The sequence below is a fragment of the Pseudomonas sp. LTJR-52 genome (assembly GCF_003691465.1).
In the GTDB taxonomy this organism is placed as follows: domain Bacteria; phylum Pseudomonadota; class Gammaproteobacteria; order Pseudomonadales; family Pseudomonadaceae; genus Chryseomonas; species Chryseomonas luteola.
The window spans coordinates 3,990,370-4,013,213 of the sequence record NZ_CP033105.1 but is presented as its reverse complement, the minus strand read 5'-3'; the positions used below and the strand labels follow the sequence as shown (position 1 = coordinate 4,013,213).

The following is a 22,844-nucleotide window of genomic DNA, read 5'->3' as shown; positions in this document are numbered from 1 at the left end:
ACCCACGAGCGAATCCGAGGCTGAGCATGACTCTAGACATTGGCGTATTCATCCCGATCGGCAACAACGGCTGGCTCCTCTCCGAGAACGCACCGCAGTACAAACCTACCTTCGAGCTGAATAAGAACATTGTGCAGCGCGCCGAGCACTATGGCTTCGACTTTGCCCTGTCGATGATCAAGTTGCGTGGTTTTGGTGGCAAGACCGAGTTCTGGGATCATAACCTGGAATCCTTCACCCTGATGGCAGGCCTTGCCGCCGTTACCTCCCGCATCAAGCTGTTTGCTACTGCCGCTACATTGACCCTGCCGCCTGCCATCGTGGCGCGGATGGCCTCTACCATTGACTCTATTTCCGGTGGCCGCTTCGGCGTGAACCTTGTGACCGGTTGGCAAAAGCCTGAATACAGCCAGATGGGCCTCTGGCCGGGCGATGAGTTTTTTGCTACCCGCTACAACTACCTGGGTGAGTACGCCCAGATCCTGCGAGACTTGTGGGGAACCGGTCGCTCCGACTTCAAGGGCGAACATTTCCAGATGGAAGACTGCCGTGTCAGCCCGCAACCGCAAGCTGATATGCAGATCGTGTGTGCTGGCTCCAGCGACGCCGGCATGGCGTTCTCGGCACGGTACGCCGATTACAATTTTGTCTTTGGCAAAGGTGTGAACACGCCCAAGGCTTTTGCGCCGACCTCCGAGCGTCTTATGGCCGCCACCGCCAAGACAGGCCGCGACGTAAGCTCCATCGTGCTGTTCATGGTGATTGCCGGCGAAACCGATGAAGCGGCACGTGCCAAGTGGGAACACTACAAGGCCGGCGCCGACGAAGAGGCCATCAAATGGCTGGGAGCCCAGGCGGCAGCTGATACCAAGTCAGGCGGCGATACGAATGTACGACAGATGTCGGACCCGACGTCCGCGGTCAACATCAACATGGGTACGCTGGTGGGCTCCTACGCCAATGTGGCCCGCATGCTGGATGAGATCGCCGAGGTACCCGGGGCCAGTGGCGTGTTGCTGACCTTTGACGACTTCATGCAGGGCGTTACCGAATTTGGTGAAAAGATCCAGCCCTTGATGCAGAGCCGCCGTCATGTCACTCGGCTGCAGGAGAGTGCCTGATGAACGCGCTTGAATCCGTGGCAGGGTATGCCGTGCCGACAGGCAGCCAGGACGCGGTCACGCTACCTGCACGCCCTGAGCCCCTGCGACTGAAGGCCAGCGAGACGGCAGTCATAGTCGTCGATATGCAGAACGCCTATGCAAGCAAGGGTGGCTATCTGGACCTTGCCGGCTTTGATGTAGACGCAACCGGCCCGGTAATCGAAAACATTGCCGGGGTGGTGGAAACCGCGCGTGCGACCGGTATTCAGATCGTCTGGTTCCAGAATGGTTGGGATCCAGAGTATCAGGAAGCTGGTGGACCTGGTTCACCCAACTGGCACAAGTCCAACGCGCTCAAGACCATGCGTAAACGCCCGAACTTGCAAGGCAAGCTGCTTGCAAAAGGCGGTTGGGATTATGCGCTGGTGAATCAACTTCAGCCGCGTGAAGGAGATCTGGTCGTACCCAAGACCCGTTACAGCGGTTTCTACAATACGCCTCTCGATAGCCTCCTGCGTGCCCGCGGCATTCGTAACCTCGTGTTCGTAGGGATCGCCACCAATGTCTGCGTGGAGTCCACACTGCGAGACGGGTTCTTTCTCGAATACTTTGGCGTCTGCCTGGGTGATGCCTGCCATCAGGCCGGGCCGCGCTCGGCGCACGAGGCGGCGCTATTCAATATCGAGACGTTTTTTGGCTGGGTTTCAACCGTTGCCGATTTTCACGCCACCTTCAAAAAGGACTGACCATGCCCAAGCACAGCGTGATTCCCGCCGGAAGCGGAAAACCCCTTGCGCCCTTTGTTCCAGGCTCACTAGCTGATGGAGTTCTGTATGTTTCCGGCACCCTGCCATTCGACAAGGACAACAACGTTGTACACGTAGGCGATGCCGCTGCACAGGCGCGGCATGTGCTGGAAACCATCAAGAGGGTCGTGGAGGAGGCCGGCGGAACGATGGATGACGTGACTTTCAACATGATCATGATCACCGACTGGGCGAACTACGGGGCGATCAACGCGGTGTACGCCGAGTATTTTCCAGGCGAGAAGCCCGCGCGTTATTGCATCCAATGCGGCCTGGTAAAGCCGGATGCGTTGATCGAGATCGCCAGTATCGCCCATGTGGGAACGTAAGTGAGCAAGTGAAGTGGTGGGTATCGCTTCGCTCAACCCATCTTATGAGTCTGTAGGTTGGGTCGAGCCGTCAGGCGATACCTGCTACCAGGGGGATTTCCCGTCACGCATCTCATGAAACAACCCATGCGCGTTATCCAACGGTATACAGGGGAGCCTTGCATGCACTACGAGATCCATGGCCGGCAGGATGCCGAGGCCGATACCATCGTACTGTCATCCGGTCTTGGCGGTGCGGGGGCATTCTGGACGCCGCAGCTCGCGGCGCTGGGCGAGCACTTTCGCGTGGTGACTTACGACCAGACCGGCACAGGCAAGAGCCTGGCGGTTATCCCAGAGGGCTATACCATCAAGGCCATGGCCCAGGATGTACTGGATATGGTCGATGCGCTGGGTATCGCGCGTTGCCATTTCATGGGGCACGCCCTGGGCGGTCTTGTAGGGCTTCAGATCGGCTTGATGCGGCCTGAACTCTTGATCAGCCAGATTCTGGTCAACGCCTGGAGCAAGCCTAATCCGCACAGCGCCCGCTGTTTTGCTGTACGACTCGCTCTTTTGAACGATACAGGCCCGGCCGCCTACGTACAGGCCCAGCCCCTGTTTTTGTATCCCGCCGACTGGATGCTGCAAAACACCAAACGCCTCGAGGCTGACGAAGCCCATGCCTTGGCGCATTTTCCCGATAGCGAGAATGTGCGCCGACGTATCGCTGCATTACAGGCATTCGATGTGGATACCCAGCTGGCGCAGATCAGAACACCCACCCTGATCGTCGCCAACCAGGACGATCTGCTAGTACCGTGGGTGTGTTCCGAGCATCTGGCCAAACACCTGCCCGATGCGCAGTTCGAGCTACTCAGCTACGGCGGGCATGCCTCCAGCGTGACGGACCCCGATACCTTCAATGCCTTGATGCTCGACTACCTGACCTGAATCCGATGACAGGAGCGTCGCTCCTGCAGTGAGGCTATGCCATGTCACTTGCCAACCTGAATATCGTTTCGCCCGTACAACCTCTGCGTGTACCCAAGCAGGACTATCGCGATGCCATGGCCCGGCTGGGCGCGGCGGTCAATATCGTGACGACTGATGGACCCCAAGGCCGTGCCGGCTTCACGGCAACAGCCGTGTGCAGCGTGACCGACGAGCCGCCTACCTTGCTGGTCTGCCTGAACCGTTCAGCCTCGGTCTATCCGATCTTCAAGGCCAACGGCATTCTGTGCGTGAATACCTTGAGCAGTGAGCACAAGGCACTCTCCAATCTGTTTGGCGGTAAAACCGGTATGCAGGATCGATTTGCCGCGGCGTGCTGGAATACCTTGATCACCGGCTCGCCAGCGCTGGAAGGAGCGGTAGTCTCATTTGATTGTCGAATCGTTTCGATTAATACCGTAGGTACTCACGACGTACTCCTGTGCGAAGTGGTCGCTATCGAGCGCCAGGACGATGTACATGGATTGGTCTACTTCAACCGGGGTTATCAGGACCTGCTGACATCCGCTCCCTGCGGATAACTATGGTAGGGATGTGCTGAGCCGCTTATTCCTCGTAGAGTATGGGCTGACACATGGGTCGATTAGGCTGTGTCGGTTCGTACAAGAAAGGGTCGAGGATAAGAGTCCATGAGAGGTATCGTTTCTGTGCTGCAGTGCTGTGGCGCGGCACTGTTGCTGGCTGCCGGTTCGGCCATGGCAGAGCCGGAGCTGCTGCAGGGCACTGTGGGGCAGGCCAAGGTGCTGGTTGAGCTGGATCTGGCTAAACCCGACGAGGTGACCGGGCGCTATTTCTACCAGAAGTACCACACCGATATTGCGCTCGACGGAGCGTTGGACAAGCAGCGTACCCTGCGTCTGAGTGAGAATCGTCCTTTTTTCAGCACGAAAAGCGTGCCCATGCAGTGGACGCTCAAACAGGGCGCCAATGGTCGCTGGACCGGCCGCTGGGCCAGCAAAGGCAAGACGCTCGATATCAGTCTTTCCCCTGTAGCGCTGCCGCCGGCACGTCCTGATGATTTACCCGCCCTGGACGAGCTGCGGCGTACATCACCCTATGAGTATCTGCGCCTGAAAGGGCTGAGCCTGAAGAAAGACAGGCAAGACACCTTTATGGGGTATGGTTTGCAGTGGTGGGTGGAGCCTGTTTCCCGCATTCGCCTGTTCCAGCTGGTTTCATCCCCTACGGCGATGGATCTAAGCGCTGCCAACAGGACGTTGCAGAATCGGCAGTGGCAGGAGGTGAACAGCTACTTTGGGTGTCTGTCCGGGGCACGTGATCGTGAGACAGAGTTCGATCAGACGGTCAAACCGGTATTTATCAATGACTCTGTACTGAGCGTCAGTCTGTTCACCAGCTACGACTGCGGCGGTGCGCATCCAGACTTTGGTGATGCGCCGCTCAACATGGAGTTGGCCACCGGCAAGATTCTAGAGTTGGAAGATGTGTTCTGGCTGGGTAAGGGGCCGTCCATCCATTACGAGCGGGGCATGGATAATCTGGAGGCGTACTCCAACTACCGCGAGCAGTTGTTTGCCCCGTGGGTGGTTGACCAGTTCAAGCGTCTGTATCCCGAGCTGATGAACGACGACCCAAACGAATGCAATTACCAGGACCCTTCTGTCTGGCAGTTTTCAGTGTGGTATTTCGAGCCTCGTGGAATTTACCTGGGGCCTACTTTTGCCCGGGCCGCCAGAAGCTGCGATGAGCCAGGCGATACGGTGATTCCCTACAAGACCATCAAGGCGCATCCGGGGCCGGTCAAGGTCACGCTACCGGAGTGATCGGATCAGACTAGAGGCAGCCGGAGCGGCCTCTAGTCTACTCACTCAATGAGCCTGTGAAGGTGCGCCCACGGTACGAACAGGGGCAGACAGTTTGAGCAGAAGCACCGTAGCCGCCGCCAATACAAACACCACGGCGTAGCCCTGATACAGCTGAGCCGGACCCCACTGCAGGTCAATCAGCCCACCGGCCACCAGTGGCGAGAGAATAGCCCCGAAGCGGCCAATGCCAATACCCCAGCCCATACCCGTTGCGCGTACCGAGGCGTCATATGCCATGGAGGCCAAGGCATACAACCCGGCAATGCAGCCGTTACTGAAGAGGCCAATGAGTAAACCCAGGGTAAAGGCCGTGGTCAGTGAGGAGGTGGAGGAAACGAACAGGCTGAGCAGCACGGCTGTGCAGGCCATGAAAACAGCCAGTAGATGACTGATCTTGAAGCGCGCGGCAAGCATGCCGATCAAGGCTGCGCCAAAGATGCCGCCAATGCTCAGCAATACTCCACCCGTTACGCCCTGCTGTGCAGAAAGACCGGCCGACACCAGCAGCTTGGGTGTCCAGCTCATGATGAAGTAGAAACCGAACATCGTCAGGAAGAATGAACCCCAGATCAGCAGGGTGGTGCGTAGCAGCGCGGGTGAAAATAGCTGCTTGAAGCTGCTGCCCTTGTGCGCTTCGCGCAGGGGCTGCGGAGGCAGCTCGGTAAGCGGTGCATAGCCCAGTTTTTGGGCCAGACGATTGACCCGCACCAGGGCATTGTCCGGGCGCTTGGCCAGCAGAAAATCCAACGATTCGGGCAGACGCCACAGTACGAAGGGAATGATAGCGAACGTCACCAGGCCACCAAAGACGAAGACCGAGCGCCAGCCCCAGGCAGACAGCAATGCCACGGCAATAAGCCCGCCAATGGTGGCCCCAAGGGCATAGCCGGTGGATTGCAGGGTTACTGCAAGCCCACGCCACCGCTTGGATGAGTACTCGCTGGCAATCACATTACTGCTGGCCAGGATGCCACCGATACCAAGCCCAGTGATGGCCCGCAATACAGCCAGCTGAGTAGCTGACTGACTGAATGCAGACAGCAACATGCCAAGGCCTGCAACGGTTACGCACGCCAGAATGAGCGGGCGACGGCCAAAGCGATCCGCCCAGGGAGCAATAAATAGCGAGCCCGCAGCCATGCCAAACAGTCCTGCGCTGAGCAGTACGCCCAGCTGAGCGCCAGAGAGCTTCCATTCAGCGGAAACGGACGCGGCGGTAAAGGCCATGACCAGTACGTCGAAGCCGTCGATCATGTTTAACGCGATACAAATGATAATGGCAGTCCATTGAAAGCCGTTCATGCGGCCTTCATCGACAGCCCGGCGAAGGTCGTTATGCATGGTCAGCCTCCCGAGTAGTGGTGGCGCGCAAGTGACGTGCATAACAGAGCAGAGATAGCGGTGTCATGAGCATGGGGGGGCCTCTTGTTATTGTTGTAGTGCTGGAAGTCTGCTCGAAGCGTTCAAGCCCTGATCGCGATATTCGAGGCAGACCGGATGCAGTACTTATACGACACCGCGGCCCTCCCGACGTAGAAGAGTGGCCGCTTAACGAACAGCTTTTGATGGCGATCTGATGACCTGACGGGCGTCCATCAGGCCTATCAGATATCCAGGACCAGCACAGCGCTCTTGGCGCGTGAGCAACAGGGCGTGAATTGATCGTTCGCGGCCTGTTCATCCTCTGTCATGAACATGTCCCGGTGTTCTGGCGTACCGTCCAGCACGCGGGTCAGACAGGTGCCGCAGATGCCTTGTTCACAGGACATTGGAATGTCGAACCCTGCCTCCAGCAGAACGTCGAGTGCGGTACGTTCAGCGGGAACATGCAGGGTCTGTCCGGTGCTAGCAATCCTGAGGTCGAAGCTGCCATCGTTGGAGGTATCGGTGGGTGCTGCCGCAAAGTATTCACGATGCAGTTGCTCCTCCGGCCAACCATTGGCTTTGGCTATGCTGAGAACATATTCCATGAAGCCTGTCGGGCCGCACACGTACACGTGTACATCCGGCTCCGGCTGGCCCAGCACTTGAGTGGCATCCAGCTTCTGCTGCGCGGGGCCATCGTCATGGTGAAAATGTACCTGACCGGCAAACGGTGAGGTGCTGATTCGCTCGACGAATGCCGTGCGATCGGCGGAGCGGGTGCAGTAATGCATCTCGAAGTCTGCGGCCATATTCGATAGACGCTCGGCCATACACAGAATGGGCGTCACGCCGATACCGCCAGCAAACAGCAGGCTGCGTTTGGCGCCATGCGCCAGGGGAAACAGATTGCGCGGCTCGCTGATAGTGAGGTGTGTACCTTCCTTGAGCTGATGGACACCGAGCGAGCCGCCACGGGAGGCGGGGTCCTTGAGAACGGCAATCTGATAGCGATGGCGCTCGTTTGGCGGGTTGCAGAGCGAATATTGCCGAACGATGCCGTCCGGCAAGTGCACATCGATATGCGAGCCGGCACTGAATTCCGGCAAGGGTGAGCCATCGACACTGGCCAGCTCGAGGCTGCAGATGTCCGTGGCTTCGGTTTTCTTCGAAACGATCAGAACGTCGATCACGATAAAGTCCTCGGCTGAGTGACCTGCCATGCAAGCCACCTCAATAGCAGGCGCCTCTGTACGAAGGCGGCGCCAGGGGCATCAGGCGGTAGCAATCATGCCCAGCGGGGCAGCTGCGCTACGCTCGCTTTCGATGAGGCGATCCAGAATCCGGCGCGACTGTACGCCGCCCGCGTCGATGTTCAGCTTCAGCAGTTGCCGTTCGGGATAGGCCAGCAGGTTCTGTTGCTGACGTTCCAGCATTTCCAGGTCTTCGGAGAAGATCTTGCCCTGGCCTTCACGGATGGTCGCCGTCAGCGCCTCGTCTTCAGGTCTGAAATTGCGCGCCATGCCCCAGAAGTACCAGATAGAGGTCTCGGTCTCCGGTGTAATGAAGTCGACCACAATGCTGGAGGCCTTGTATTTGGGATCGGCCTCGTAACCGCCATGCCCGGCATGGGCCACACCGACTTCAATTAGAACATGGCTTGGTGGCGTGAAGCGGCAGATCTGCCAGCGATCCACGGGGACGTCATCCGCCAGGTTGTTGCCGCGCAAGGCCATGCGCCAGAAGGGCGGGGCCATGATGTTTTCCATATGGCGGCTGGTGATGACGGTATCGCCTTCCACTTTCGTGATGGGTGCGGCTTCATCGATCTCCTTCTGCCCGATGCTGCTGGCATGGACATAGGTCTCATGGGTCAGGTCCATGAGGTTGTCGATCATCAGGCGATAGTCACAGTTGATGTGATACAGGCCGCCGCCATATGCCCACTCGGGGTTGTCGGCCCATTCCAGATGATGAATCAGGGCAGGATCGGCTTTTTCGGCCTCGCCGGTCCAGACCCAGATGAAGCCGTAGCGCTCTTCGACCGGATATTGACGGATACAGGGGAAACCACGAACGCGCTGGCCTGGCATGGCAACGGTCTTGCCATCGCAGCCCATCTCCAGGCCGTGATAGCCGCATACAAGGACACCGTCACGTACAAAGCCCAGCGAGAGCGGGGCGCCACGGTGAGGGCAGAAATCCTCCAGGGCCGCGACCTTGCCTTCCGGACCACGGTAGAAAACGATCTTTTCACCACAAATCTGACGACCGAGCGGTTTATCGGCGATCTCGTCAGGCGTACAGGCTACATACCACGTATTTTTCGGGAACATGGTGGGCTCCTCGCAGGGCTGTTTTGTTTTTATTGGATCCAATACTTCGCGCTATACAGATGCTGAGTCAATCTATAAGTCACTATTGGATCCATTTTTGGTGCGATTAACGGCCATTGGGTCCGACGAACGTCGGGTTGCTCCCTGACGATAGCTGCCGCAGGTGTCGTGCCCAGCCGGAAGCTGCCTGCGCTAAGATGAATTGATTACAGCGCCGAGAGGACCTCATGAGCAAGCCAGGACAACGAGTGTTGGTCACATTACGGAAAATGATCGTGTCCGGTGAATTACCGGCCGGTGAGCGGCTGGTGGAAATTCCTACCGCCGAGCGGCTGGGGGTTTCGCGCATGCCGGTGCGTATGGCCTTTCGGACGCTGGAGCAGGAAGGATTGCTGTCCAAGAACGAAGGCCGTGGTTATACCGTGCGGACGGTGACTGGCGAAGAGATTGCAGGTGCGGTGGAAGTCCGGGGTGTATTGGAGGGGCTGGCGGCGCGACAGGCGGCAGAACGCGGTTTGGATCCAACGACTCAGGAAGCCTTGCAGCAGTGCCTTGCCACGGGAGATGTCCTGTTTGCAAAAGGTTATGTCACCGAGGAAGACATGGAGGTTTACCATGATTTCAACCGGCGCTTTCATCAGGTCATTATTGAGGCCAGCGGTAATCCTGCGATCAGTCATGCCCTGGCGCGTAACGATCACTTGCCGTTTGCCTCGGTCAGCTCGCTGGCAGTGGATCGCAACGACATGGCCCGAGAATATCGGCGCTTCAACTTTGCGCACATGCAGCACCATGCCATCGTCGATGCCCTGGTAAACAGACAGGGCGCGCGTGCAGAAGCTCTGATGCGTGAACATGCTAATGCGACGATGCGCTATGCCGATCTGTTTGGCTCCCCGCACATCGATCACGAGGGGCTCAAGGTCATTCGCGATATGTAACAGCACCTGTCCTATCCGCCTTCCCGCTCGCACCCTCATCAATTCCTGCCTAAGCTGAGCGGACTTTCCGAACAAGAGAGGCCTCCATGAGCAAGATTATTCTGATTACCGGCGCCAGCCGGGGTATTGGTCGTGAAGCAGCGCGACTGGCCGGTGCACGCGGCTGGCGTGTGGGTGTGAACTACACGGCTGACGAGACGGCGGCTAATGAATGTGTGGCGCTGGTAGAGCAGGCTGGTGGCGAGGCGATTGCCATTCGTGGCGATGTGTCCGTTGAGGCGGACGTTCTGGCCATGTTCGATACCATTCAGCACAAGTTCGGCGGGCTGGACGGATTGGTCAACAACGCCGGTATCACGGGGCAGTCCCTGCAGCTCGCCGATATGCCCATCGACCGTATGCGGCGCATGTTCGAGGTGAACATCCTGGGTGCCTTCCTGTGTGCGCGTGAGGCTGCACGGCGCATGTCTACCGAGCGAGGCGGCCGGGGCGGGGTGATCGTGAATGTGTCTTCGGTTGCCTCGCGGCTGGGTTCGCCCAATGAATACATCGACTATGCCGCGTCCAAAGGCGCAATCGACACCATGACGCTAGGGCTTTCCAAAGAGCTGGGACCGCAGGGCGTGCGCGTCAACGCGGTACGTCCTGGTCTGACCCTGACCGAGATTCATGCCAGTGGCGGCGATCCTGATCGCGGTTTGCGGCTTGGTGTCACGACGCCCATGGGCCGGGCAGGTGAGCCGCAAGAGATTGCAGCCGGAATCATCTGGTTGCTGTCGGATGAGGCCTCTTATGCCAGCGGTGCGATACTCGACATTTCTGGAGGTCGCTGAGCGAGCGGTTGAACCACTGCCGTTCGTCGTTGACGTAGTAGGTACATGGCATAACGCCGTGACCTTCTGATGGCTGGCGAAACGGAGAAAAGGCGTGACACGGACCCGGAAAATCATTGTCTGGACGCTAGGCATCCTGGTGGCGTTAATTGTCGTGATGATCGTCTTTGTCTCGACGTTCGACTGGAACCGGCTCAAGCCTACCCTCAATGACAAGGCGTCAGCCGCGCTCAACCGTCCGTTTGCCATCAACGGCAACCTGGGTGTGGACTGGCGCCGCGAAACGGATCAGGGCGGCTGGCGGGCCTGGGTCCCGTGGCCGCACATCTCGGCGGAAAACATCGAGATCGGCAATCCTTCCTGGGCAAGCAACCCACGCTTCGTGCACCTGGACCGAGTACAGTTGCGGATCTCGCCTCTGGCGCTTTTGAGCAAGCAGGTCTATATCCCACGTATCGACGTGACCAAGCCGGAAGCCAACCTGCAACGCCTGGCCGATGGCCGTAATACCTGGACCTTTGACCAGGGCGACAAACAGGAAAAGAATCCAAACGAAGCATCCTCAGCCTGGACCGTGGACATCGGCACCATTGGTTTTGATGCAGGCCAGGTCGCCTATGACGATGACATCGTACAGGCCCACGTCAAAACCACGATCACCTCACTGGATGCACCCATTGCCTATGCCGATATCGTTGGGCAGGCCGGGACTCAGCGGCAGCGGGCCAATGTCAAACAGACCCAGGCACTGCAATTTGGCTGGACCGTGAAGGGCCGGTACAAGGAGCAAGCCGTGGAGGGCAGCGGCAAGATCGGTGGGCTGCTGGCATTGCATGATCCGGACGCACCCTTTCCCATTCAGGCCGATGTCCGCGCGGGTGCCACGCACCTGAATGTCTTCGGAACGCTGACCGAACCGCTCAAGCTGGGGGCTCTGGATCTGCGGCTCAAGCTGTCCGGGCAGAGCCTGGGGCAGCTCTATCGCCTGACGGGCGTAACGCTCCCGGAAACGGCGCCGTACTCGACTGATGGACACCTTACCGTTGTCCTCAACGACCCGGCCGGGCCACGTTTCCAATACGAGGACTTTTCTGGAAAGGTAGGGCAGAGCGATCTTCATGGAGATCTGCAATATACAGGGGGCAAGCCACGGCCAAAACTGACCGGCGAGTTGACCTCCAATCAGCTGCTTTTTGCTGATCTGGCGCCTCTTATCGGCGCCGACTCTGCCGAGCAGAAGCAGGCCCGCGGTGAAGAGAACAAGCAGCCCGCGAACAAAGCGCTACCTGTTTCCGAGTTTCGTACCGAACGGTGGCGCGCCATGGATGCCGACGTGAAGTTTACCGGCCAGCGCATCGTTCAGAACGCCTCATTGCCGCTGTCTAATCTGTATCTGCATCTGAAGCTGACCGATGGCGTCCTGCTCATCGATCCACTGCGCTTTGGCGCCGCAGGCGGTGCGCTGAATAGCACGGTTCGCCTGGAGGGAGACAAGAGCCCCATGCCCGCCCGGATGGATCTGCACATACGGGGCGTCAAACTCAAGCAGCTGTTCCCTACGGTTGAAGCCATGCGTGACAGCTTTGGCGAACTCAACGGTGATGCCACCCTGACGGGAACGGGTAACTCGGTCGCAGCACTGCTGGGCAGCAGCAATGGTGAACTCAAGGTGCTGATGAATGATGGCTCCATCAGTCGTAGTCTGATGGAAATCGCTGGCCTCAATGTGGGCAACTATCTGGTCAGCCGCCTGTTTGGTGACGATGAGGTGGCGATCAATTGCGCTGCGTCGGATCTGCAGGTCACGAATGGACTGATGAAGACGCGTATCTTCGTATTCGATACGGAAAACGCTTTGATCAACATCGACGGCACCGTCAACTTTGCCAACGAGCAGATTGACCTGTCCATTGAGCCGCACAGCAAGGGCTATCGCATCTTCTCGCTCCGCTCGCCTTTATATGTGAGGGGAACATTGAAGAGTCCTTCGCCAGGCGTCAAACCCTTGCCCTTGGCTGCACGGGGCGCCGCTGCCGCACTGCTTGCTACATTTGCTGCCCCGGCTGCGGGCCTGCTGGCACTTGTGGCCCCGAGCAATAACAGTCAGGACAACCAGTGCAAGGCCCTGCTTCAACAGATGAGAAGAGGAAACTAATCAGGCTTTACCGTTTATCTGTCAGGCCGCAACGAAGCGACCGTTCAGCGGGCGTGACAGAACAAGTGAAGGGTTATACCTCTCAAAACAGGTGTATCTCACTCAGGGAGACCGAAGCCATGAGCGATATGGGCCAGGAGTATGAAATTCACTACAAATTGCTGGGCGAGCCCCACACCGACCGCATTGCCGACCTGAACGTACCGGTCACCGATGTGGTTCGTGAGCTGGCCGTCAAGCATCTGATTGCCGTAAACGATGCACAGTACCTGCTGTTCGATCTCGAACCGGGCTTGCCTATCGTGGGTATCAGTGATGTTTCGATCCACCGACTGGATGATGGAGTAGCGCAATGATTCGCGCATTCAGGGAAAACCTGACACAGAGTTTTGCGGGTGTATTACTGCTGCTGAGCGCTGTTGTTTTGGGCGGTTGTTCCACCGCCACGGTTGTGACCCTGCAGGATGGTACCGAGTACATCACCCAAGACAAACCCAACACTAAAACTGCCGATGGTTTCTATGAATTCAAAGACGTTTCCGGCCGCCAGATTCGCGTCCGGGCTGATGACGTAGCAACGATCAAAGCCGAAGACTGATCCGTCTGAACAGGAGGCACCTATGCCACGCGGCGACAAGTCAACCTACAGCGATAAACAAAAGCGCAAGGCCGAGCACATCGAGGAAAGCTACGAAGCCAAGGGCATGTCGGAAGATCAGGCGGAGGCGCGTGCCTGGGCTACTGTCAACAAGCAGTCTGGTGGCGGCAACAAGAGTGGCTCCGGCACACAGAAAAGCGAGACGGCCAAGCGCGCCGATCGTAAGGACTCTGCTCGCCGTGCGGTTGCAACCAAGCATGGGCATTCGCCGAATTCAGGACGCTCAACCAGTCGTAGCGCGTCGACGCGCGGGCGTCGCGGCAGTACATCGCTGAGCGACATGACACGTGATGAACTAATGAAGAAAGCCGCAGAGCAAGGCGTTACCGGTCGCTCGCGTATGAAGAAAGACGAGTTGATCAAGGCCCTGAGCTGATCAACCCGATTTCGAGTTACACAGACCTCTTCTGCATACCGTGGGTATGTGGTCTGTGCGGGCGCAGCTGGCGCATTAGGTGACCCTGCCCCACCTTGAGCGTATAAAAAAGCCCCAGCGCCTATCAGGCGCTGGGGCTTTTTCGTCAGGGCAGGATCAATCCTGTGCCTGATTGGCTTCCGGACGGAACATGCTGCCCGTCACCAGATAGCGTTCATGCCAGGAGAGGGCTTCCGGCAACAGGTGAGGCGTATGTTTGCCGTAGCTACCATTGTTGGCCCGATCGATGTAGTCCGCCAGCATGTCGCGGTAGCTGGGGTGAACGCATTTTTCCAGGATGACCTTGGCACGCTGCTTAGGACTGAGCATGCGCAGGTCAGCCAGACCCTGATCGGTCACGATGACACTGACATCGTGCTCGGTGTGATCGACGTGACTCACCATCGGCACAATCGTGGAGATCAGGCCATTTTTTGCCGTGCTCGGCGCCATAAAGACTGACAGGTAGGCATTACGGGCAAAGTCGCCTGAGCCACCGATGCCGTTCATCATCTGGGTGCCCATGAGGTGCGTGGAGTTCACGTTGCCGTAAATGTCGGCCTCGATCATTCCGTTGAGTGCGATACAGCCCAGGCGACGCACCAACTCAGGGTGGTTGCTCACGCCTTGCTGGCGCAGGATGATTTTCTTGCGCAGCATCTCCGAGTGTTCAAGGAAGCGGTCGATACCGGCGGGGCTCAGGGAGAACGAGGTAGCGGCCGCCAGGTCCATCTTGCCGCTGATCAGGAGTTCGAGCATGCCGTCCTGGATCACTTCGGTAAAGGCGGTCAGGCCCGCGAATTCGCTTTCGCCCAGCCCCTGCATGAAGGCATTGGCGATGTTGCCGACCCCGGACTGGATCGGTAGCAGGTTGGCCGGAATACGACCCTGACGCACTTCGAAGCGCAGGAAATCGATCATATGCTCGGCAATGGCCTTGGAGGCAGCATCCGGTGCCTTGAACGGGCTGTTGCGGTCTGGCGCGTCGGTCTCGACCACGGCCACTACTTTCTCCAACGGCACCTGCAAATAAGGCTCACCTACACGCTCACCCGGATGGGTCAGTGGGATAGGGGTACGGTTGGGCGGCAGGGCGGTGTCATAGAAGATGTCGTGCATACCGTCGAGCGCATCCGGCTGCCAGCGGTTCACCTCCAGAATCACGGCATCGGCCATGTCCAGCCAGGTCTTGTTGTTGCCGACCGAGGAGGAGGGCACCAGGCTGCCGTCTTCACGAATGGCGGTTACTTCCACCACGGCAATGTCAACCTTGCCGAAAAAGCCGTAGCGAACCTTTTCGGCCAGTTGCCCCAGATGAATATCCATGTAATCCAGCTGGCCGGCATTGATGCGGCTGCGCAGCTCGGGGTCGGACTGGAACGGTACACGCAACTCGATACCGTCGACGCGGGCCAGCGCACCGTCCAGTTCAGGTGCAGTGGATGCGCCCGTCAGGACACGAATACGAAACGGCTCGCCTCGGCCATGGGCTTCGGTGATGTGCTGGGCCAAGGCACCAGGAACGGCCTTGGGGTAACCTGCGCCGGTAAAACCGCTCATGCCAACGGTCATGCCATGGCGAATATGGCGAGCTGCCTGCTCGGCAGACATGCGTAGGGCAGCGAACGCGGGGTGGCGGATGCGATCACTCATCAGTGGAACCTCACAGCAAGGATAGAAGCATGCCCGCTTTCCAGTCTTATCATTGTCATGACGGGGCGGAGCTGCGGGCACCGTAGACCAAAACTAACGTTAGCGCCCTAATCAATAGGTCGTATTCTGCCCCATTGATAAGCGCGCTAGAGCGGCCAATTGTCGCAGATTAGTCGATCAGTTGCCGCTGATAATCTTCCCTGAACTGCATTAGTGAGCTACGCACGACTGTTACTGCGCCGTCGATCAAGCCGCAGCGCCCGCTGCTGGGCAGTAACTCGCACAAGCTTTCCAGGGCACGCAGATCACTGTGCAGGCCGCCACCGGTATCGATCCGTCGCAGCAGGCGAGACAGCTGATAAGTGCCTGTTTTACAAGGTGGACATTGCCCGCAGGAACCTGCAGCAAAGAAGTCCACATACTCGGCCACCTTGCGTACGATGCTGGTGCCTTCAGAGATCACAATCATGGCCCCGGTCCCCAGGCTGGATCCGCGTGCCTTCACAGAATCGAAATCCAGCGCTACATCAAGGTGCTGTTCGGTTAACAGTGTATTAGATGGACCGCCGGTAAAGACGGCCTTGAAGGCGCGGCCCTGCAGCATGCCGCCGCCGTGCTCGAAAATGAGCGCGCGCAGCGACGTACCCATCGGCAGTTCGTACAGCCCCGGCTTGAGCACATCGCCGGAAAGCGAGTAGAGCTTGGTACCTGCAGCGCTGCCCATACCCAGATGGCGATACCAGTCTGCACCGTGCCGCAGGATATGCGAGACGTTGGCCAGCGTCTCGGTGTTGTTGATAAGGGTAGGCTTGTTATCCACCCCGCACTCGGCCGGGTAAGGCGGCTTGCGATGGGGGAAGGGAAAGCCTCCGTCGAGGGTGGCAATAACGGCTGTTTCTTCGCCCCCAATGTACAGCCCCGAGCTTTCCACTACGCGCAGGTCAATTGGTCGACCCTGCAGAGCTGCCAGCTCCTGAAAGAGCGGCTCTGTCTGCCATTGCTGTACGGCCTGTCTCAATGACACGACGGACGCGTGCTGATGGGGGTTCACATAGAGCAGTACATGGTTGGCCCCAATGGCCGTGGCGGCAATCAGTGCACCTTCGATGACCTGATGTGGGGATTTTTCCAGCAGTACGCGATCCTTGAAGGTGCCGGGTTCATCTTCATTGCCGTTGCAGACGATGTATTTATCCAGGTATGACGGTTGCGCAGACGCAGGTGCCCATTTGCGATGGGTAGGAAAGCCGGCGCCTCCCATACCCCTTAGGCCAGCTTCTTCCAGAAGGGGGATGATGGCGTGCGGCGCGGCCAGTGCCTGACGTAATCCCTGGCCGCCGCCCTGAGCGAACCAGGCTTGCAGATTGGCTCCGACCTGGGCTGAAGGTGAGAGCAGAACAGGTGTGAAACTCATGACGGTACTCCTCTGGACGGCGTCATGCCGGCCAGCATGGCCTGAACGGCACCGGGTGCGCTGGCACGCAGGGCCACATCGCGGCGCAGATCAAAATTGCCGTAATCAGGAAACAGACAGGGGCCGCAGACATGGGTGGGCAGCCCTGCCAATGTGATTTGTCGCTGCCAGTCGTACAGGTGATACAAACCTACCTTGGGGGCGGGTTTCGGACTGGCTGTCGCGCCTGCATGCTGCCCCGCCCGGCGGCCGAACGCGATGATTTCCAGCAAGGCATTGCCCATCATGCGGTTACGGCCGTGGATGCCACCGCTGATTTCGCCTGCGCAATACAAGCCGGGTATGGCTGTCGCGCCGTGTTCGTCGATTTCCACACCGCCGTTCTGGTAGTGCAGGGTAGGCCGTACCATCATGGGCTCGACCTTGGGATCGATTCCGCAGCGATGGGCCAGATGCCCCAGACTGACCAGTCGCTCTTCCAGGATGCCCGGATGCCTGCGCTCAAGACCGGGGGTATCCAGGAAGACGCCCAGATTACCGTCACGCTCCACCCCACGGCCCTCTGCGCACTCCTTGAGAATGGCAGCGGCCACTACATCGCGTGGTTGCAGCTCATCAACAAAGCGCCTGCCTTCACCATTGATCAGCCAGGCGCCAGCAGAGCGCGCCGCCTCGGAAATCAAGCCGCCAACCAAGTGCGAAGGCCAGGCCAGGCCGGTCGGGTGGTACTGGAACGAATCCAGCTCCCGCAGTCGAGCACCCATCCGATACGCGAGCACCAGTCCGTCTGCGGTTGCACCGTAGTGGTTGGATGTTGGGAAGTCGTTCAGGTGCAGCCGTCCCGCGCCGCCTGTCGCCAGGATTACCCGGCTGGCGCGTACCAGAATGAACCCATGCCAGTCGAGGTTGTACAGCACGGCTCCTACGCATTGGCCGCTCTCGTCGGAGAGCAGCTCTACCAGCGGGCAGCGATTCCACAGCGAGATACGGTCATCCAGCTCCACGGCCTCACGCAGGACGCGCATCAGCTCAAGGCCGGTATAGTCGCGGTAGGAAAGGATGCGGGCGCATGTTGCACCGCCGGGTTTCTTGCGTAAGAGTTTGCCTCCCACTGGGCTGCCTTCGGCCAGGTCGAACAGCATGCCGCGGCTAATCAGCCAACGAATGCAATCAGGTCCCGACTCTGCCAGGCGAGCCACCAGCGTACGGTCTGCACACAGGTGGCCGGCGCGCAGGGTGTCCTCGAAGTGACGCTGCAGGCTGTCCTCTTCACCGACAGCGGCCTGGATCCCGCCCTCCGCCATGACGGTATTGCTGTCACCCAGGCGTAGCTTGGTCGCCAGGATGACGCGTCGCCCCTGTTCGGCGGCTGTCAGCGCGGCCGCACAGCCCGCACCGCCGCCTCCGATGACCAGTACTTCGGTATTGATGACCGGTGCACCTGCCAGATCGGCATCACTGATCTGCGCATTGCTCTGCAGTAGGGCGGCCAGCCGGGAGGGGCATTCATCACCGCGGTTGGCCCCGATGCTCAGGCGAGTACGAGTACCCTCCTGGTAATCCGGGTGATAGCGTTGCAACAATGGTGTTTTGTCCACTGCCGGGGGCGCCATGCCGTCGCACCGGCTCAGGTTCGCCAGGGCAAGTTCGTAGGCAATTCCGCTCATGGCCAAATCCTCAGGTGAGCTCGACGTTTGGATCGACCGGCATGACGCCCAGGTCGATCTGACGTAGTCGCAGCAGCAGGTCGGAAGGACGCAACATCACGGATGCCGTCATCCGGCGAATGTACAGCCCCAGGTGGTTGGGCGAGATGTGTTCCGGGCAGGCAATGGTGCAGAGGTTGCACATGATGCATTCATCGAACACCTTGGCTGCGCTCAAATCGCCCGACGCGGCCAGGTTTACGCCTTTCTGGACTTCAAGATGCTTGGGACAGGCACGGTCGCATCCACCGCAGTGCCGACAGTGGCTGGCTTCGGGAAAGGCGCTGTTGATGCGGTCCAGCAGGTTCCAGGTATCGTCCCAGTCGTTGGTGGTGTAGGTGTGATGGCGGTTCATCGGCAGGTGATCCAGAAAGCTGACCTGCATGCCGTCCTCCACGGCGGTTTCACAAGCCAGGGCCGTCGTGACTTCACGCGAATCCTTGCGGCGCAGCAGCACGCGGCAGGAGCCGCATACACCCTGTCCCATGCAGCCGACACCATCGGTGAGCGGCTGTCCAGAGTCGATCACCGCCTCTAGAAGCGAGCGGCTGGTTGAAGTCTCAATACTGTGGCCGTTGATGGTCACGCGGGCGCTGAGGTCTGTCATAACACCTCCCTGACAGTCAGTGCGGGCGCGGAGTACGCCTTGATTAGCGCAAGGGTAGACAGGTAGCCGTCAGTGCATACTGACCTGGCTCAATAGGCGGGAGGAATGGCTGGGTGACCGACGAAAGGCCACCCGGGCGGTGCTACGGTCAGGACGGCCGTAGCACCGGTGACGCTTAGTGCCCGTGCTGATCAGGCTCCGAGGGAGCGTTACCCGTCACGCGACGTACGACCCGACCGATGGTCAGGCCCTGCATGAGGATGGAGAACAACACCAGTATATAGGTAATGGTCAGGATCAGATCCCGTTCCGGCCCTGCCGGTAGCGATAGGGCCAGCGCCACTGAAATCCCACCCCGCAGTGCGCCCCAGGTCAGAATGCCCATGGTGCCTTTGGCCATGTGTCGCCAGTGCGGCGTCAGCATCACGACCGGTGTCACGCTGATCCAGCGGATAAGCAGGATGGCTAGGGTAAAGGCCACAGCGGCGGCCAGGTGCAGTCCTGTCACAGGCAGTAGCAAAAGCTCCATGCCGATGAGCACGAACAGCATGGCATTGAGGATCTCGTCGATCAGCTCCCAGAAGCCGTCCACATAGCGGCGTGTGGTATCGGACATCGCTTTTTCACGGCCACGATTGCCGATGAACAGGCCGGCCACGACCATCGCAATCGGACCGGATACATGCAGGTGGGGAGCCACGGCAGCGCCGCCAATAACCAGCGCAAGCGTCAGGAGCACCTCAATTTGGTACTGATCGATGCTTTTGAGCATCCGGTAGGTGACATAGCCGATCACCGAGCCGAACAGGATGCCGCCCAAGGCTTCCTCGACAAACAGCATGACAGCGTGCCCGGCGGAGGGTGTCTCGCCGGAGGCGAGAATGCCGAGCAGCACGGTAAATACCACAACGGCAACGCCGTCATTGAACAGGGACTCACCCACGATGGTGATTTCCAGTGATTTTGGCGCCTTGGCTGAACGCAGTATTCCAAGAACAGCAATCGGGTCGGTTGGAGAAATCAGCGCGCCAAACAGCAGGCAATACACCAGGTCTACATGCCAGCCCAGCAAGGGAAAGACGTAATAGGCCGTTCCGCCGATCAGGGCGGTAGAAACGAGAACGCCTAGGGTAGCCAGAAGGCCGATCGGCCAGCGGTAGCTGCGAAGATCCTGAACATTGACGTGCAAGGCACCGGCAAACAACAGGAATGACAACATCCAGTTCATCAATAGTTCGTTGAAGTCGATTCTCTGGATCAGCTGTTCAATGGTTTCCTCCAGCATGGGAAACCCCAGCGCCGACGCAATTTGCAGCAGCACACTGAACACCAGTGCAATCACCATGACGCCGATCGTGGGCGGCAGACCGACGAACCGGTAGTTCACATAAGTGAGCAGCGCAGTAAAACAGATAAAGGCAGCGGCGAGTTCAAGCATTGAACATCCTTTCAATACAGCGGATAGAAAGTTGAGGCCATGATGGCCATTAGGTAATTCTCATTAAGAACACCTATAGACGCGGAAAGTTACAGTTTTTTAGGGCAACGGCTGCGGACAGAAGTCACAACGGTAGCCAAGGCCATGAGGGTGCCTGGATCATCTTGTTGATATGTCCGTCTCGCTGGAAAGCGGATATCAAGCGTGCAGAGTCTGGAAAAGCCCTAACCTTTGGCTTATAAACAGGTCACTATCAGGTCTGCCAATTCAAGGAATTCCCATGACGTTCGGCTACTGGTGCATCCTATTCGCCTACCTCATTCCCTATGGCGCCGCGGCGTACGCAAAGTTTACCGGCAGTGGCTTTACGCCGGACAACAACCGGCATCCACGTGATTTCCTTGCCAAGCTGGAAGGGCCCCAGGCGCGTGCCAACGCAGCGCAGCAGAATGCGTTTGAAATTACACCGCTGTTTGCCGCTGCCGTGATCGTGGCGCATGTCACCGAAGGTGCGGCTCAGGGAACGATCAATTTCCTGGCGCTCCTGTTCGTGGTCAGCCGTATCATTTATACCTGGCTGTATATCAAGGACCGTGCAACCCAGCGCTCCAAGGTATGGGCCCTCGGCATGCTGTGTATTGTTTTTCTTTTCTTCGCTGCGGTCTGATTTGCGTCGACTGATCAATCGCCAAAACAAAAGGCCGGCATGTTTCCATGCCGGCCTTTTGGTCAGTGATCGCCGCCTGCAGGAGCGGGGCCCTTGGCGCCGAAAGGTGGCTTGGCCAGCCAGATGATCAGGAACAGGCCCATGAACATCCAGCCGAGCAACGTGAAATAATCAATGGTGGACAGCATATAGGCCTGACTTTCGACCACGCGATCGAGCTGGGCGTACGTGGCGTGAGAAGGACCCCCCAGCATCGAAATGTAGTCCCGTGTCGCTGGGTCATACACCGTTACCTGCTCGGTCAGCTGAGCATGGTGGAACGTGGCGCGGCGTGCCCAGATCCAGGTCGTCAGTGACGACGCGAAACTACCGCCCAGTACCCGTAAAAATGTCGCAAGCCCGGAGCCGTCCGCAATGTCTTTAGGCGGCAGGCTGGACAACAGAATGCTGGTTGTAGGCATGAAAAACAGCGCAATTCCCAGCCCCATGAACATTTGCACTTCAGCGATATGGCGATAATCAACCTCGGTATTGAACGTGGCACGCATGAAGCACGAGGCACCGATCACCAGGAAAGAGCCACCGGCAAGCAGGCGCAGGTCTGTCTTATGGGCGAACCGGCCAACCAGCGGCGATAGGAACACAGGCAAAAATCCCATTGGCGCAGCGGCAAGACCCGCCCAGACCGGCGTATAACCCAACTGAGTTTGCAGCCACTGGGGCAGAAGCAGATTGATGCCAAAGAAGCCTGAATAGCCCAGTACCAGGGCCAGCGTCCCGAACGTGAAGTTACGGTATTTGAACAGCCGCAGGTTCACGATGGGATGCTTGTCGGTCAGCTCCCAGATGACACAGGCTATCAACGCGATAACGGCAATCAAGCTACCAATGACAATGAAGTTTGATTCGAACCAGTCCAGGTCATTGCCTTTATCCAGTACAACCTGCAGCGCACCGACACCGATTACCAGAAGCGTCAGGCCCACATAGTCGATCGGCTGCCGAATGATCTGCTCCGGCTTTTTGCCCAGCTGTGCCCAAACCACCAGGGTGGCAAAGATACCGATGGGAACGTTGATAAAGAAAATCCAGGGCCAGGTGTAGTTATCCGTGATCCATCCACCGGCAATCGGGCCAATGATGGGAGCCACTACCGTGACCATGGCCAGGAGCGCTAGGGCCATCCCTCGCTTGGCGGCCGGAAAGATTGATAGCAGCAGCGTCTGGGCCATGGGATATAGCGGCCCGGCCACGAACCCTTGCAGCGCCCGGAAAAATACCAGTTGTGGCATCGATTGCGCGATGCCACACAGGAACGAAGTGATGACGAATAGCACCACCGCAGCAAGGAACAGCTTTACCTCACCGAAGCGACGTGCCATCCAGCCGGTCAGGGGCAGGGCAATCGCGTTGCTGACAGCAAACGATGTGATTACCCATGTACCCTGCTCGGAGCTTACGCCCAGATTGCCTGAAATCGTGGTCAGGGCCACGTTGGCAATGGTGGTATCCAGCACCTGCATGAAGGTGGCCAGCGACAGGCCGACCGTGGCGAGCACCAGGCTCGCCGGGCGGAATGCAGAATCGCTCATGTGATCTCCG

22 protein-coding genes are annotated in these 22,844 nt (G+C 58.6%); 13 read left to right on the top strand and 9 right to left on the bottom strand.

Features of this window, described 5'->3' with window-relative positions; genetic code table 11:
* Window positions 1–26: 26 nt before the first annotated feature.
* From rutA to EAW52_RS18665, 6 genes are all read left to right on the top strand, one after another.
* The gene (rutA, locus tag EAW52_RS18690; RefSeq protein WP_122043548.1) at window positions 27–1,121 is read left to right on the top strand and encodes a pyrimidine utilization protein A; all 1,095 of its coding nucleotides are present in this window, start codon (window positions 27–29) and stop codon (window positions 1,119–1,121) included.
* Window positions 1,121–1,849 carry a pyrimidine utilization protein B gene (gene rutB, locus EAW52_RS18685; RefSeq protein ID WP_122043546.1) on the top strand — a complete coding sequence of 243 codons (729 nt, stop codon included), beginning with the start codon at window positions 1,121–1,123 and terminating at the stop codon, window positions 1,847–1,849. Before rutA ends, rutB begins: the two co-directional genes overlap by 1 nt.
* A gap of 2 nt (window positions 1,850–1,851) precedes the next feature.
* Window positions 1,852–2,238: a pyrimidine utilization protein C gene (gene rutC, locus EAW52_RS18680; protein WP_010796946.1), complete on the top strand. Its 387-nt coding sequence runs from the start codon at window positions 1,852–1,854 to the stop codon at window positions 2,236–2,238.
* Between the two features lie 162 nt (window positions 2,239–2,400).
* The gene (gene rutD / locus EAW52_RS18675) at window positions 2,401–3,171 is read left to right on the top strand and encodes a pyrimidine utilization protein D (RefSeq protein WP_122043545.1); all 771 of its coding nucleotides are present in this window, start codon (window positions 2,401–2,403) and stop codon (window positions 3,169–3,171) included.
* A gap of 41 nt (window positions 3,172–3,212) precedes the next feature.
* Complete coding sequence (gene rutF, locus EAW52_RS18670) at window positions 3,213–3,752, top strand: NADH-dependent FMN reductase RutF (RefSeq protein WP_122043543.1); 540 nt, start codon at window positions 3,213–3,215, stop codon at window positions 3,750–3,752.
* A 108-nt stretch (window positions 3,753–3,860) separates the two neighbouring features.
* Window positions 3,861–5,015 (top strand): hypothetical protein, encoded by a 1,155-nt coding sequence (locus tag EAW52_RS18665; RefSeq protein ID WP_122043542.1) that lies wholly within the window; start codon window positions 3,861–3,863, stop codon window positions 5,013–5,015.
* Between the two features lie 45 nt (window positions 5,016–5,060).
* Here the strand turns inward: EAW52_RS18665 and EAW52_RS18660 are convergent, their stop codons facing one another.
* The 3 genes from EAW52_RS18660 to EAW52_RS18650 form a co-directional block, all read right to left on the bottom strand.
* Entirely contained in the window at window positions 5,061–6,398 is a 1,338-nt protein-coding gene (locus EAW52_RS18660) for an MFS transporter (protein ID WP_010796950.1), read from the bottom strand.
* A 263-nt stretch (window positions 6,399–6,661) separates the two neighbouring features.
* Window positions 6,662–7,612: a PDR/VanB family oxidoreductase gene (locus EAW52_RS18655; RefSeq protein WP_122044862.1), complete on the bottom strand. Its 951-nt coding sequence runs from the start codon at window positions 7,610–7,612 to the stop codon at window positions 6,662–6,664.
* Window positions 7,613–7,693: 81 nt separating this feature from the next.
* Complete coding sequence (locus EAW52_RS18650) at window positions 7,694–8,755, bottom strand: aromatic ring-hydroxylating dioxygenase subunit alpha (protein ID WP_122043540.1); 1,062 nt, start codon at window positions 8,753–8,755, stop codon at window positions 7,694–7,696.
* 227 nt (window positions 8,756–8,982) lie between these two features.
* Here EAW52_RS18650 and EAW52_RS18645 point away from each other — a divergent pair, with 227 nt between their 5' ends.
* From EAW52_RS18645 to EAW52_RS18620, 6 genes are all read left to right on the top strand, one after another.
* Window positions 8,983–9,696, top strand: a complete 714-nt coding sequence (locus EAW52_RS18645) for a GntR family transcriptional regulator (protein WP_010796953.1) — start codon at window positions 8,983–8,985, stop codon at window positions 9,694–9,696.
* 86 nt (window positions 9,697–9,782) lie between these two features.
* Window positions 9,783–10,529 (top strand): SDR family oxidoreductase, encoded by a 747-nt coding sequence (locus EAW52_RS18640; RefSeq protein WP_074823269.1) that lies wholly within the window; start codon window positions 9,783–9,785, stop codon window positions 10,527–10,529.
* Between the two features lie 94 nt (window positions 10,530–10,623).
* Complete coding sequence (locus EAW52_RS18635) at window positions 10,624–12,684, top strand: AsmA family protein (RefSeq protein ID WP_122043539.1); 2,061 nt, start codon at window positions 10,624–10,626, stop codon at window positions 12,682–12,684.
* Between the two features lie 119 nt (window positions 12,685–12,803).
* On the top strand, window positions 12,804–13,040 hold the full coding sequence (locus EAW52_RS18630) for a hypothetical protein (protein WP_010796957.1): 237 nt from the start codon (window positions 12,804–12,806) through the stop codon (window positions 13,038–13,040).
* Window positions 13,037–13,282, top strand: a complete 246-nt coding sequence (locus EAW52_RS18625) for a YgdI/YgdR family lipoprotein (protein WP_122043537.1) — start codon at window positions 13,037–13,039, stop codon at window positions 13,280–13,282. Before EAW52_RS18630 ends, EAW52_RS18625 begins: the two co-directional genes overlap by 4 nt.
* Window positions 13,283–13,304: 22 nt before the next feature.
* Complete coding sequence (locus EAW52_RS18620) at window positions 13,305–13,718, top strand: Rho termination factor N-terminal domain-containing protein (protein ID WP_122043536.1); 414 nt, start codon at window positions 13,305–13,307, stop codon at window positions 13,716–13,718.
* A 156-nt stretch (window positions 13,719–13,874) separates the two neighbouring features.
* Here the strand turns inward: EAW52_RS18620 and EAW52_RS18615 are convergent, their stop codons facing one another.
* From EAW52_RS18615 to EAW52_RS18595, 5 genes are all read right to left on the bottom strand, one after another.
* Window positions 13,875–15,410, bottom strand: coding sequence for an acetyl-CoA hydrolase/transferase family protein (locus EAW52_RS18615; protein WP_122043535.1), 1,536 nt, complete (start codon window positions 15,408–15,410; stop codon window positions 13,875–13,877).
* 169 nt (window positions 15,411–15,579) lie between these two features.
* The gene (locus tag EAW52_RS18610; RefSeq protein ID WP_122043533.1) at window positions 15,580–16,824 is read right to left on the bottom strand and encodes an NADH-quinone oxidoreductase subunit F; all 1,245 of its coding nucleotides are present in this window, start codon (window positions 16,822–16,824) and stop codon (window positions 15,580–15,582) included.
* Window positions 16,821–18,491: an FAD-binding protein gene (locus tag EAW52_RS18605; protein ID WP_122043531.1), complete on the bottom strand. Its 1,671-nt coding sequence runs from the start codon at window positions 18,489–18,491 to the stop codon at window positions 16,821–16,823. Before EAW52_RS18605 ends, EAW52_RS18610 begins: the two co-directional genes overlap by 4 nt.
* 10 nt (window positions 18,492–18,501) lie before the next feature.
* The gene (locus EAW52_RS18600) at window positions 18,502–19,137 is read right to left on the bottom strand and encodes a 4Fe-4S dicluster domain-containing protein (RefSeq protein WP_010796963.1); all 636 of its coding nucleotides are present in this window, start codon (window positions 19,135–19,137) and stop codon (window positions 18,502–18,504) included.
* Window positions 19,138–19,312: 175 nt separating this feature from the next.
* Window positions 19,313–20,575, bottom strand: a complete 1,263-nt coding sequence (locus tag EAW52_RS18595) for a sodium:proton antiporter (RefSeq protein ID WP_010796964.1) — start codon at window positions 20,573–20,575, stop codon at window positions 19,313–19,315.
* Between the two features lie 280 nt (window positions 20,576–20,855).
* On the opposite strand from EAW52_RS18595, the gene EAW52_RS18590 reads away from it, so the two are divergent.
* Window positions 20,856–21,242, top strand: a complete 387-nt coding sequence (locus EAW52_RS18590; RefSeq protein ID WP_122043530.1) for an MAPEG family protein — start codon at window positions 20,856–20,858, stop codon at window positions 21,240–21,242.
* Between the two features lie 62 nt (window positions 21,243–21,304).
* On the opposite strand, the gene EAW52_RS18585 is transcribed toward EAW52_RS18590, so the two are convergent.
* Entirely contained in the window at window positions 21,305–22,834 is a 1,530-nt protein-coding gene (locus EAW52_RS18585) for a DHA2 family efflux MFS transporter permease subunit (protein ID WP_010796966.1), read from the bottom strand.
* Between the last annotated feature and the right edge of the window lie 10 nt (window positions 22,835–22,844).